The following is a 13354-nucleotide window of genomic DNA, read 5'->3' as shown; positions in this document are numbered from 1 at the left end:
CACCCGGTTACACGGGTCGATCGGCCTGGTCCCGCCCAACGAGTACGAGGCAACCTACTACGCTGGGGTCACTACCAGCAGGTAGCCCACCAACGAGGTGGCACGAAACCTGGGGTGCTTCACAGCGCGGTGGCCACCGAATCGGTCTTGTCGCCGAAGATGTGCGAGACGATCTTGTCGCCGTCGGCGGTGTCGACGTCGTCGATGTTGATGGTGCCCTGCGCGAGATCGTTGTCGTGGGCGGACAACACGGTGGCGATGCCCTGTGCCGAGGACTCGTCGGCGGACTGGTGTTGCAGACCGCCCACGAGGGTCGGAAGTGCTTGCGCGACAGCGGAACGCGCGGTCGTCTCGTCGACGCCGAGCTGGCCGGCGATGTCGCCGATGGGGAGTCGGGACATGAGGTCGTCGATGTCGGACACGTCGTTACTCCTTGGGTCGGGGTGTTGGGTCAGGGTGTGTTGGTTCGGGGTGTGTTGGTTCGGGGCGTCGTCACGGATTCGGAGATGAATGAGGCGGCACTGCGCAGCGCGTGGCCGGATTCGGGTGAGAGGCGCGGGAACATCTGGAAGACGTGCCCCTGCCCGGCCCACGATTCGATCCGGGCGTCGGCACCGGCATCGGTCAGCATCTGGTGATAGTTGCGGGCGTCCTGGCCCATCACCTCGAGACCGCCGTATTGAATCAGTGTGCGCGGCAACGGTGTTCGATCGTCGACCGAGATGCGCATGCGGGGGTGGTCGGGATCGGCGTTGCCGGTGTAGAGGCGCAGGATCTTGCGTGCCCCGATCGCGTCGATGATCGGGTCGCGTGCGCCGGCGCGCTGGTGGGCGACGGCGGTGTCGAAGGTGGGGTCGAACAGTGGTGAGAACAGCGTCATCGCGGCCGGTTGCGGAGTACCGGTGCGCTGATTGTCGGCGAGGAGGTCGAGTGCGAGATGCCCGCCCGCGGAATCGCCGGCGACGATGATCTGCTCGGCATCGATGCCCTGGGACAGTAGCCAGTGATATCCGCGGATCGCATCGTCGCCACCGGCGGGCCACCGATACTCGGGTGCGAGTCGGTAGTCGAGGCTGAAGGCCAGACATCCGGTCCGTCGGCCCAACCGGGCGACGAGTCCGCGATGGGTGCGCGTCGAGCAGACGACGTATCCGCTGCCGTGGAGGTAATAGATGACCGGCCGATCGCGGCCGATGGTCAGGTGCACGCCGTGCCGGCTGCTGTCGCCGACCCATTCGCCGCGGACCTGCCCGCCCTCGAATCGCGTCGCGACGGGCCGGGTGACGACGCGCTCCGGGATCGGACTCATGGCCTCCAGTGCCCGGTTCAGTCCCGGTCGGGTCGTGCGGATGACCTGCGCGGTGATGGCGGGGGAGCCGTAGCGGGCACCCGCCATCAGTGGGCGGGTGACCCGTCGCAGATAGGAGTTGAGTGCCAGTGTCCGCCGCGACGCGAGGGCGGAGGGGTGCTGGCCGTCAATCGGGGCCTCATGGGTGTCCGTGGTGTCGGCGCCCGTGGCGGCGGGATCGTTGGTGTCGGGCAGCTCCGCCGCGGCACCTGACGTGGGGTTCACAAACGCGACACTATGCCTGCGGAGCCCCTCGGTGGGGGAAATCGGGCGCTGTCAGTGCGAAAACGAGCGCTGTCAACGTGGGGGAGGGCGCTGTCAGTGGGGTGGCGGGCGCTGTCAGCGAGGACCTTGGGAGGACCTTGGGGAGGACACGCAATGCCTCATACGCTGCGTGGACGGCATCGTTGTGGTAACCGGATTTCGATACTGGGTACCCGCCGTGAGAAAATAATTGACAATGCTCAGCGAGCAGGGTGAGTCCTGCCCGACAACTGGTGTCGGGTGGAATCAGTCAGCAATGGCGCTGACCCTCGGGACGCCACCGCTCGACCCTCGACAATGCCCAGGTCAGCCCACCAACCGGGGCCTGTCGAGACGGGGTCGGGGGTGTCGAGTCCGCACAAGACGTATACGGATGAATCGGTGCGCAGAGTCGCGCGCAAAGTGAGGGCGAATATGAAGCATGCTCCCGGTCCGACCGGTCTGTACGACCCCGTCCACGAGCACGATGCCTGTGGTGTCGCCTTCGTCGTCGACATGCACGGTCGACGCAGCCGCAACATCGTCGACAAGGCGATCATGGCGCTGGTCAACCTGGAGCATCGCGGTGCCGCCGGCGCCGAGCCGAACACCGGTGACGGTGCCGGCATCATGATCCAGGTTCCGGACCGCTTCCTGCGTGAGGTCGTCGACTTCGACCTGCCCGCCGAGGGCGCCTACGCCACCGGTATCGCCTTCCTGCCGCAGGGCTCCAAGGATGTGACCGAGGCGGTCGAGGGCGTCGAGAAGATCATCGAGTCCGAGGGCCTGAACCTGCTCGGCTGGCGCGAGGTGCCCACCAACGAGAACGGTCTCGGGGCGCTCGCGCGTGACGCGATGCCGACCTTCCGTCAGGTCTTCCTCTCGCTCCCCGAGGGCGTCGAGGATGCCGACGGCATGACGCTCGAGCGCAAGGCGTTCGTCGTCCGCAAGCGCGTCCAGCACGAACTCGGCAACAAGGGCGCCGGTGCCGACGGCCCGGGCCGCGAGACCGTGTACTTCCCGAGCCTGTCCGGCAAGACCTTCGTCTACAAGGGCATGCTGACCACCCCGCAGCTGCGGGAGTTCTATGTCGACCTGCAGGACTCGCGTGTCGAGTCGGCGCTGGGTCTGGTGCACTCACGCTTCTCCACCAACACCTTCCCGTCGTGGCCGCTGGCCCACCCGTTCCGCCGCGTCGCGCACAACGGTGAGATCAACACCGTCACCGGCAACGAGAACTGGATGCGGGCCCGTGAGGCGCTCATCGACACCGAACTGTTCGGCGGCGAGGGCACGGCCGAGAAGATCTTCCCGGTGTGCACGCCGGGTGCGTCCGACACCGCGCGCTTCGACGAGGCGCTCGAGATGCTGCACCTCGGTGGCCGCAGCCTCCCGCATGCGGTGCTGATGATGATCCCCGAGGCGTGGGAACGTCACGAGTCGATGAAGCCGGAGCACCGCGCGTTCTACGAGTATCACGCGACGCTGATGGAGCCGTGGGACGGACCGGCGTCGGTGTGCTTCACCGACGGCACCGTCGTCGGCGCGGTTCTCGACCGAAATGGTCTGCGCCCCAGCCGCATCTGGGTCACCAAGGACGGCCTCGTCGTGATGGCCTCGGAGGTCGGCGTTCTCGACATCGACCACTCCGACGTGGTGCAGAAGATGCGCCTGCAGCCGGGCCGCATGTTCCTCGTCGACACCGCTGCCGGCCGCATCGTCGACGACGAGGAGATCAAGGACGAACTCGCCGCCGAGCACCCCTACCAGGAGTGGCTGGACAAGGGGCTCGTGCACATCGATCACGTCAAGGCGCTGCCGCATGAGCACATGTCGCATCACCGGGTCACGTTGCGTCAGTTGACCTTCGGATACACCACCGAGGAGCTGAACCTGCTGGTCGCGCCGATGGCGAAGACCGGCGCGGAGGCCATCGGCTCGATGGGCACCGACACCCCGATCGCGGTGCTCTCGGCGCGGCCGCGGATGCTGTTCGACTACTTCCAGCAGCTCTTCGCGCAGGTGACCAACCCGCCGTTGGACGCGATCCGCGAGGAGATCGTCACCAGCATCGGCGCCACCATCGGCTCCGAAGCCGACCTGCTGCACCCGGGCCCCGAGTCGTGCCGCCAGATCGCGCTGCCCTCACCGGTTCTCGACAACGATCACCTGGCCAAGCTGGTCCGGATCAACGACGACGAGAACCTGCCCGACTTCCGCAGCGCCCACATCCACGGCCTGTATCCGGTGGCCGAGGGTGGCGCCGGACTGCGCAAGGCCCTCGACGAGGTCCGCGCCAAGGTCAGTGCCGCGATCGCCGACGGGGTGAACCTGATCATCCTGAGCGACCGGGAATCCGACGAGGACCTCGCCCCGATCCCGTCGCTGCTGCTGACCGCCGCGGTGCACCATCACCTGGTGCGTGAGCGCAAGCGCACCCGCGTCGGCCTGATCGTCGAATCCGGCGACTGCCGCGAGGTGCATCACGTCGCCACGCTGGTGGGATTCGGTGCGGCAGCGGTCAATCCGTACATGGCGTTCGAGTCCATCGAGGACATGGTCGAACGTGGAGTGCTCGGCGACATCGACTTCGAGACCGCCCGCACCAACTACATCAAGGCCGCGGGCAAGGGCGTGCTGAAGGTGATGAGCAAGATGGGCATCTCGACGGTGGCCTCCTACACCGGCGCCCAGCTCTTCCAGGTCATCGGCATCAACACCGAGACCGTCGACGAGTTCTTCGCCGGCATGCGCAGCCAGCTCGGTGGTATCGGTCTCGACGAGATCGCCGCCGACGTCGCCGCCCGCCACCAACTCGCGTTCAGTGAGCGTCCCTCGGAGCGGGCGCACCGCGAACTGCCGGTCGGCGGTGAATACCAGTGGCGCCGTGAGGGTGAGTACCACCTGTTCAACCCGGACACGGTGTTCAAGCTGCAGCACGCCACCCGCACCGGGCAGTACAAGGTGTTCAAGGAATACACCAAGCTCGTCGACGATCAGTCGCGCAAGCTGGCCACCCTGCGTGGTTTGTTCGACTTCAATTTCGGTGACCGCGACCCGATCCCGATCGACAAGGTCGAATCCGCCCGCGAGATCGTCAAGCGATTCTCCACCGGCGCCATGAGTTTCGGCTCGATCTCGGCCGAGGCGCACGAGACCCTGGCGATCGCGATGAACCGTCTCGGTGGCCGGTCGAATTCCGGTGAGGGCGGCGAGGATCCGCGTCGCTTCCACCACGACGAGAACGGCGACTGGCGGCGCAGCGCGATCAAGCAGGTCGCGTCGGGACGTTTCGGCGTCACCTCGCACTACCTGACCAACTGCACCGACATCCAGATCAAGATGGCGCAGGGCGCCAAGCCCGGTGAGGGCGGGCAGCTTCCGCCGCACAAGGTGTACCCGTGGGTCGCCGAGGTGCGTGGTTCGACGCCGGGTGTCGGCCTCATCTCGCCGCCGCCGCACCACGACATCTACTCGATCGAGGATCTCGCGCAGCTGATCCACGACCTGAAGAACGCGAACCCGCAGGCGCGGATTCACGTGAAGCTGGTCAGTGAGATCGGTGTCGGCACCGTCGCCGCGGGTGTGTCCAAGGCACACGCCGACGTGGTGCTCATCTCCGGTCACGACGGTGGTACCGGCGCGTCGCCGCTGACCTCCCTCAAGCATGCCGGTGCGCCGTGGGAGATCGGTCTGGCCGAGACCCAGCAGACGTTGCTGCTCAACGGACTTCGCGACCGCATCTCGGTGCAGGTCGACGGTCAGCTCAAGACCGGTCGGGACGTGGTGATCGCAGCGCTGCTCGGTGCCGAGGAGTTCGGTTTCGCCACCGCGCCGCTGGTGGTGTCGGGCTGCATCATGATGCGGGTCTGCCACCTCGACACCTGCCCGGTGGGTGTGGCCACCCAGAACCCGCTGCTGCGTGAGCGTTTCACCGGCAAGCCGGAGTTCGTCGAGAACTTCTTCCTGTTCATCGCCGAAGAGGTCCGGGAACTGCTGGCGCGTCTGGGATTCCGGACGCTGCAGGAGGCCGTCGGACACGTCGAGGCACTCGATACCGGTAAGGCGCAAGCGCATTGGGCGTCGGAGAAGGCCGGCAAGCTGGATCTGTCATCGGTGCTGGCGCTGACCGAGTCGCCGTTCATGAACCAGGATCTGTACTGCTCCGGCGTGCAGGACCACGGTCTGGACAAGGCCCTCGACCAGCAGCTGATCGCGCAGAGCCGCGAGGCCATCGACAGTGGTACCCGGGTGAGCTTCACCTCGAAGATCACCAACGTCAACCGCACCGTCGGCACCATGCTCGGCCACGAGGTCACCAAGACCTATGGCGCGCAGGGTCTTCCGGACGGAACGATCATGATCGACTTCACCGGGTCGGCGGGCAACAGCTTCGGTGCGTTCGTGCCCAAGGGCATCACGTTGCGCCTCGAGGGCGACGCCAACGACTTCGTCGGCAAGGGACTCTCCGGTGGTCGTATCGTGGTGCGCCCGGCGACCAACGCGCCGGAAGGTTTTGTGGCCGAGGACAACATCATCGCCGGCAACGTGATCGGCTTCGGTGCCACAGCGGGCAAGATCTTCCTGCGCGGTGTGGTCGGTGAGCGGTTCTGCGTGCGCAACTCGGGTGCGACCGCCGTCGTCGAGGGCGTCGGCGATCACGGCTGCGAGTACATGACCGGTGGCCGCGTGGTGGTACTCGGTGACACGGGGCGCAACTTCGCGGCCGGCATGTCCGGCGGCATCGCCTACGTGTACGACCCGGCGGGACGATTCGCCGACAACCTCAACACCGAACTGGTGGAGATCGAGCCGCTCGACGACGAGGACATCGCGTTCCTGTCGGCGACGATCACCGAGCACCGCGACGAGACCGGATCTCCGGTTGCCGCAGCGGTTCTCACGGAGTGGGAGACCACGCAGACCCAGTTCGCCAAGGTGATGCCCCGCGACTTCAAGCGGGTGCTCGCGGCGGCGGCAGCGGCCGAGCGAGATGGACGAGACGTGAACGAAGCGATCATGGAGGCCGCACGTGGCTGACCCCAGAGGATTCCTCAAGCACACCGAGCGTGAGCTGCCCGACCGTCGACCCGTCGACCTGCGACTGCTCGACTGGAAAGAGGTCTACACCGACTTCGGCAAGGATGAGCTGAAGACGCAGGCCAGTCGCTGCATGGATTGCGGTATCCCGTTCTGCCACAACGGTTGCCCGCTGGGGAACCTGATCCCCGAGTGGAACGACCTGGTCTACAAGAACCAGTGGGATGCCGGCATCGAACGGCTGCACGCCACCAACAACTTCCCGGAGTTCACCGGTCGGTTGTGCCCGGCGCCGTGCGAGGCGTCGTGCGTGCTCGGCATCAACCAGCCGGCCGTGACCATCAAGCAGGTCGAGGTCGAACTCATCGACAACGCCTGGGATTCCGGTCTGGTCACCCCGGTGCTGCCGACGGAGCGGACCGGCAAGAACGTGGCCGTCGTCGGCTCGGGTCCCGCCGGATTGGCTGCCGCACAGCAGCTCACCCGCGCCGGTCACACCGTGTACGTCTACGAGCGGGCCGACCGCATCGGTGGCCTGCTGCGCTACGGCATCCCCGAGTTCAAGATGGAGAAGCGACACATCGACCGTCGTCTGGAGCAGATGAAGGCCGAGGGCACCGTCTTCCGCACCGGCGTCAACGTCGGCGTGGACATCACCATCGAGCAGCTGCGCACCGACTACGACGCTGTGGTGCTCGCGATGGGCTCGACCATCGGGCGTGACCTGCCCATCCCGGGTCGTGAACTCGACGGCATCCATCAGGCGATGGAGTTCCTGCCGCAGGCCAACCGAATCCAGTTGGGCGACACCGTCGAATCCCAGATCACCGCCAAGGGCAAGAAGGTCGTCATCATCGGTGGCGGCGACACCGGCGCCGACTGCCTGGGCACCTCGCTACGTCAGGGTGCCGAGATCGTGCACCAGTTCGAGATCATGCCGCGTCCGCCGCAGGAACGTGCCGAATCGACCCCGTGGCCGACGTATCCGCTGATGTACCGCGTCTCCTCGGCCCACGAGGAGGGCGGCGAGCGGGTGTTCTCGGTCAACACCGAGCAGTTCGTCGGCGAAAACGGCAAGGTCACCGCGCTGCAGGCGCACGAGGTGAAGATGGTCGACGGTCGCTTCCAGAAGGTCGAGGGCTCCGACTTCGAGCTCGAATGCGACCTCGTCCTGCTGGCCATGGGCTTCGTCGGACCCGAGCGCAACGATCTGCTCGACAAGCTCGGCGTCGAGTACGACCAGCGCGGAAACATCAAGCGCGACGACGAGTTCCGGGCGATCGGCCAGGAGGGTGTGTTCGTGGCCGGTGACGCCGGCCGTGGCCAGTCGCTGATCGTGTGGGCCATCGCCGAGGGCCGTTCGGCCGCCGCGGCCGCCGACGCGTTCCTCGCCGGTCAGACCGATCTGCCCTCGCCGATCTATCCGACGCAGGTCGCTCAGCGCTGATCGGCACGCGCCACGAGCCTCAATCGTCTGTCGCCGCCTCGAATCCGAGGCGGCGACAGGCGTCAGTTACTGCTGTCGATCACGAATGAGCCGGATAGTTCGCCGTCGCTGGACAGGAAGCTCTCGCAGGTGATGTCGTAGCGGGTCTCGGCCGCTCTCTGGGGCAACTCGAGATCCATCCAGGTCCTGCCGGCCCAGTCCTCGTCGGTTCCCAGTTCGGGAACTCCGCGCGCAGACAGTGTGCAGGTGATCGACGATCCGGTGTTGGTCTTCGCCTCGATGTGAACCTTGACGGTTCCGATTGCGTCGTCCGGGTAGGAACTCTGCGTCGAACTGGATGTGCTGTATTCGCACGGGAGCAGCGGCCCGTCACCACGCAACTCACATTCACCGTCTTGGAACCGCGACGCCGCCTGTGACGGCGATGCGGTCATGGTCAGCGACGTCGCGGCCAGCGCCATCGCGCCGCACGCGATCGCCACACGGTTTCGGTATCTCATCGGTCCCCGATCCTTCGAGAGTGGTGATCCACCATCGTGGATCAAATATGAAGTTCGATCACACCATATCGGACGCTTGTCCGAATCCGCAGCCGGATATCTGCGCGAGCACTCGATGCGACGTGAACTCGACGCGTCGCTCTGGCCTGGTCGGTGACTGGTCGGGATCGAGCCGACACCGTATGGGAGCAAACGGCGGTCCTGTTGGAGAATCTGGGTGCTACAGCACACATATTTTCCAACAGGACCCAATTTCTCTCATCCGAAGCTGCGACGCCGTCGAATCGCTGGGGAACCCGATCGAGAGGACTCATCCGTGGTCGACGTATCCCGCACCTTCACCGTCAGCCGTCCGCGCGCAGAGGTCGTGGCCTATCTGCGTGACTTCGCCAACGCCACCGCCTGGGATCCCGGGACCGTCGAGTGCACGCAGGAGACACCGGGGGAGATCGGGCTCGGCACCCGCTGGCACAACAAGTCGAAGCTGTACGGCATCTCCACCGAACTGACCTACGAGTTGGTCCGCGACGACGCCGACCACGTCGTGTTCTCCGGCAGCAACAAGACCGCCACCACGTCCGACGACCTGTCCTTCGCCGACGCCGACGGCGGCGGGACGACGATCACGTATCGCGCGCTGGTCGACTTCCACCGGTTCGCGTTCATCGGCGAACCGCTGTTCGGATTCATCTTCGGCCGGCTGGCCGATTCGGTGCCGAAACAGATGACACAGGTGCTCGAATCCCGCTGAAATCTGTGTGGCGTGTGCCACTCGGAAGATTTTCCGCAGGTCAACGCGCTGGCGCGTCGCTACCGGATCGGTAACGTTGCGCGTGTCATCATCGACGTACACGGGTGAGTTGCGATTGGGGAATCGACAACTACAGTATTTTGAAGTTCGTATCCGTTGTACTGATCAGGGAAGCCTCAAGTCATGAAATTGACTGACAGCATCAACTCTCACCGACGCCCCTCCAAATTGTCCGCGCTGGCCAACCGGCGTGGCCGCCGGCAGGCCCGGATGTTCCCGGCCGAGGCGGAACGACTGGCAACCCCCGCCGAACTCAAGCGCCTGGCGCTGTAGCCCGCGTCAGCCCGCGCCGCGGCCGCCTGCGGTGGCCGTACCGCTACTCGGCGACGACCCGCGCCGACTCGCCGGCGAACTCGACCACGTCACCGACGACCAGTTGCCGGCCGCGTCGGGTCTCCACCTCACCGTTCACCGAGACCTCGCCGTCGGCGATGACCTCCTTGGCCTCCGCCCCGGACTCGATGAGGTTGGCCAGCTTCAGGAACTGGCCGAGGCGGATCGTGTCATCTCTGATCGTCACGTCGAACACACGCCCATAGTGCCCGTAATGAACCACTCGTGGCGACCGCAACCGCCGACTAACGTTGGCTGCCATGGCGGTCGACACCCCACCCACGCGTACCGGCACCGACGTCCCGCATGAGCCCGACCGGCGGTCGGCGGATCTGCTCGAGCAGATCCGGCACCCGCGGGGTTTCGGACATCGGGCACCGCAGATCGCCGGCACCGTCGTCGGCGTCATGGCGGCGATCGCATTGGCGTCGAGCATTCTGCCGTTCTTCCGGCACTGGATTCACGTGCCCCGCGACTATGTGGACAACTACATCATCGCGATGCCGGAGACGAGTTTCGCGTGGGCGTATGTGCTGGCGCTCGTGGCCATCGCGCTGGCCGCCCGAAAACGCATCGCCTGGTGGATCTGCGTCATCATCCTGGTGCTGTTCATGCTCACCAACTCCCTGCTGCTGATCCCGGCGGTCGCCGACGAACTCGAGATTTCGCGGACCGAACGCGTCAACCTCGTCATCGGCTTGGGGATCGACGTCGCGATCCTGATCTTCCTGCTTCTCACCTATCGGCAGTTCTACACGCGGGTCCGGCGCGCGGCGCTGCTGCGCGCGCTCGTCGTCCTGATCGTGGGCCTGTTCGTCGCCACCCTCCTCGGGTGGGCGCTGGTGGCACTGTTCCCCGGAACGCTGCAGTCCGGTGAGCGTCTGCCGTACGCCTTCAACCGGGTGGTGGCCTTCGCGACCATCGACCAACGCACCTTCGACGGTCACGCCCACGCGCCGATCAACGGTCTCCTGGGATTGTTCGGCGCACTGGCACTCATCGGCGCGGCGATCGTGCTGTTCCGGTCGCAACGCCTGAAATCGTTGATGACGGCGGAGGACGAACGGCTCATCCGCGCGCTTGTCACCCGCTTCGGCGACGACGACTCGCTGGCCTACTTCTCCACCCGCCGGGACAAGGCGGTGGTGTTCTCACCCGACGGCCGTGCCGCCATCACCTATCGGGTGGAGTTGGGTGTCGGCCTGGCGGGCGGTGATCCGATCGGTGACCGGGAGTCGTGGCCGGGCGCGATCGCGGAGTTCCTGACCCTGTGTGAACGGTACGGGTGGCATCCGGCGGCGATGGGCGCCGGCGAACGCGGCGCGGAGGCCTACGATGCGGCCGGGTTCAACACCCTCAACATCGGCGACGAGGCGATCATCCACACCCGCGAGTTCAGTCTGTCCGGGTCGGCGATGAAGAGTGTTCGTCAGGCCGTCACCCGCAACCGTCGGGCCGGGGTGACGGTGCGTATTCGCCGGCACGGGGAGCTGACCGACGCCGAGATGGCCGACGTCGTGGCGCGTGCCGACGCGTGGCGCGACACCGACGAGGAGCGCGGATTCGCGATGGCGCTCTCCCGGATCGGCGATCCGGCCGACGACAACTGTCTGCTCGTCGAGGCGATCCAGACCGGCGACGACGGCGCCGAACGGGTGATCGGCATGCTCAGCTTCGTGCCGTGGGGGCGGCGCGGGGTATCGCTGGATCTGATGCGCCGCGACCGCAACGGCGTCAACGGCGTCGTCGAGACGATGGTCGCCGAACTGTGCCGGCAGGCCGAGCAGGTCGGAGTCACCGACGTCTCACTCAACTTCGCGACATTCCGCGCGTTCTTCGAACAGGGCGGCCAGATCGGTGCCGGCCCGGTCATGCGGGCCACCTACTCGGTGCTGATGTTCGGTTCCCGGTTCTTCCAGATGGAATCGCTCTACAAGTCCAACGCCAAGTACCTGCCGGATTGGCAACCGCGGTTCCTGTGCTTCGAGGATGCCCGGATGCTGCCGCGCGCGGGCCTGGCGAGCGTGGTCACCGAGGGATTTGTCCGGCTGCCGCGGTTCGGACGCAAGGAGCACTATGAGGCGGGCCAGCCGTCGATCCCGGCAGGCGTCGACGTCGACGCCCTGATCGCGCAGTTCGAGTCCGAGGCCGACCGCAGCGCCGTGGAGGTCCACCGCCCCGAGCAGGTGCGGGTCCGGATGGCCAAACTCGAGCGGCTCGTCGAGGAAGGATTCGATCCGTATCCACCCGCGGACGCCCCGACCCACACCATCGCGCGGGCCGTCGCCGAGCCGATGGGTACGCAGGTGACGATCGCCGGGCGGGTGACCCGCATCCGCGACTTCGGCAAGGTCATCTTCGCCGACGTCCACGACTGGTCGGGACAGGTGCAGCTGCTCGTCGAGGCCGACCGGATCATTCCGGGCACACCGGATTTCGGCTCGGATGTGGATCTCGGTGACCTGATCGAGGTACGCGGCGAGGTCGGCACCAGCCGTAAGGGTGAGTTGTCCGTCCTCATCGACGCGTGGCGGATCAACGGCAAATGCCTGCGTCCGCTGCCGGACAAGTGGGCCGGGCTGGCCGACCCGGAAGCGCGTGTCCGGCAACGGTATCTGGATCTGGCCACCAATGCGCAGAGTCGTGATCTGCTGCGTATCCGCAGCGTGGTGGTCAAGTCGCTGCGCGACTTCCTCTCCACCCGTGACTATCTCGAGGTCGAGACACCGATCCTGCAACGGATTCACGGTGGCGCCAACGCAACCCCCTTCCAGACCCACATCAACGCCTACAACCTCGATCTGTACCTGCGGATCGCGCCGGAGCTCTATCTCAAACGGCTGTGCGTCGGCGGGGTGGAGAGGGTCTTCGAGATCGGCCGCAACTTCCGCAACGAGGGTGTCGACTTCTCCCACAACCCGGAGTTCACCAGCCTGGAAGCCTATGAGGCACACAGTGATTACCTCAAGATGCTGGATCTGACGCGGGAGATGATCCAGTTCGCCGCGACCGCCGCACACGGAGAGCCGGTGATCTACCGGACCGGCGACGACGGCGAGACGCAGCGCATCGACATCTCCGGACAGTGGCCGGTGAAGACGGTGCACGAGGTGGTGTCCGAAGGAGCCGGCGAGGAGATCACCCCGGAGACGAGTGCCGAGGATCTGCGTCGCATCTGCGATCGGCTGGAGATCGCGCACCGTCCCGACTGGGATGCCGGTGCCCTGGTCCTCGAACTCTACGAACATCTCGGTGAGGACCGCACCACCTTCCCGACGTTCTACATCGACTTCCCGACGTCGACGTCACCCTTGACGCGTGCGCACCGCAGCCGCCCGGGTGTCGCCGAACGTTGGGATCTGGTGGCGTGGGGCGTCGAATTGGGTACGGCCTACACCGAATTGACCGACCCGGTCGAACAGCGCGCCCGGCTCACCGCGCAGTCGATCCTGGCCGCCGACGGGGATCCGGAGGCGATGGAACTCGACGAGGACTTCCTCGAGTCGCTGGAGTATGCGATGCCGCCGACCGGCGGTCTGGGAATCGGTGTGGACCGCGTGGTCATGCTCATCACCGGCCAGTCCATCCGCGAATCCCTGCCGTTCCCGCTGGTCAAACCGGACGAGGGGTAG

Annotated in this window: 8 protein-coding genes and 1 pseudogene; 5 read left to right on the top strand and 4 right to left on the bottom strand. The window is 66.1% G+C overall.

Translation table 11 applies throughout. The features are described from left to right. Positions 1 to 122: 122 nt before the first annotated feature. Both ABLE92_RS23365 and ABLE92_RS23360 read right to left on the bottom strand, forming a co-directional pair. Positions 123 to 422 (bottom strand): annotated as a pseudogene (locus tag ABLE92_RS23365) (DUF937 domain-containing protein); the annotation flags it as partial. Positions 423 to 451: 29 nt separating this feature from the next. Continuing rightward, positions 452 to 1573, bottom strand: a complete 1122-nt coding sequence (locus ABLE92_RS23360; protein ID WP_496560841.1) for an alpha/beta hydrolase — start codon at positions 1571 to 1573, stop codon at positions 452 to 454. A gap of 453 nt (positions 1574 to 2026) precedes the next feature. On the opposite strand from ABLE92_RS23360, the gene gltB reads away from it, so the two are divergent. Beyond that, the gene (gene gltB / locus ABLE92_RS23355) at positions 2027 to 6631 is read left to right on the top strand and encodes a glutamate synthase large subunit (protein WP_348807191.1); all 4605 of its coding nucleotides are present in this window, start codon (positions 2027 to 2029) and stop codon (positions 6629 to 6631) included. Beyond that, positions 6624 to 8078, top strand: a complete 1455-nt coding sequence (locus ABLE92_RS23350; protein ID WP_348807190.1) for a glutamate synthase subunit beta — start codon at positions 6624 to 6626, stop codon at positions 8076 to 8078. The genes gltB and ABLE92_RS23350 overlap by 8 nt, the downstream gene beginning before the upstream one ends. A gap of 62 nt (positions 8079 to 8140) precedes the next feature. Here ABLE92_RS23350 and ABLE92_RS23345 read toward each other — a convergent pair whose 3' ends face one another. Continuing rightward, entirely contained in the window at positions 8141 to 8578 is a 438-nt protein-coding gene (locus ABLE92_RS23345; RefSeq protein WP_348807189.1) for a hypothetical protein, read from the bottom strand. Between the two features lie 316 nt (positions 8579 to 8894). Here ABLE92_RS23345 and ABLE92_RS23340 point away from each other — a divergent pair, with 316 nt between their 5' ends. Further along, a complete protein-coding gene (locus ABLE92_RS23340; protein ID WP_348807188.1) occupies positions 8895 to 9329 on the top strand; it encodes an SRPBCC family protein in 435 nt (144 codons plus the stop codon). A 183-nt stretch (positions 9330 to 9512) separates the two neighbouring features. After that, the gene (locus ABLE92_RS23335) at positions 9513 to 9662 is read left to right on the top strand and encodes a hypothetical protein (RefSeq protein ID WP_348807187.1); all 150 of its coding nucleotides are present in this window, start codon (positions 9513 to 9515) and stop codon (positions 9660 to 9662) included. A 43-nt stretch (positions 9663 to 9705) separates the two neighbouring features. Here the strand turns inward: ABLE92_RS23335 and ABLE92_RS23330 are convergent, their stop codons facing one another. Then, on the bottom strand, positions 9706 to 9918 hold the full coding sequence (locus ABLE92_RS23330) for an RNA-binding S4 domain-containing protein (RefSeq protein WP_348807186.1): 213 nt from the start codon (positions 9916 to 9918) through the stop codon (positions 9706 to 9708). Between the two features lie 64 nt (positions 9919 to 9982). On the opposite strand from ABLE92_RS23330, the gene lysX reads away from it, so the two are divergent. Beyond that, entirely contained in the window at positions 9983 to 13354 is a 3372-nt protein-coding gene (gene lysX / locus ABLE92_RS23325; RefSeq protein WP_348807185.1) for a bifunctional lysylphosphatidylglycerol synthetase/lysine--tRNA ligase LysX, read from the top strand.

Source organism: Gordonia oleivorans, assembly GCF_040044975.1.
GTDB classification, from domain to species: Bacteria; Actinomycetota; Actinomycetes; order Mycobacteriales; family Mycobacteriaceae; genus Gordonia; species Gordonia oleivorans.
The sequence above is the reverse complement of the archived record's forward strand: the minus strand, read 5'-3'. Positions and strand labels throughout refer to the sequence as shown.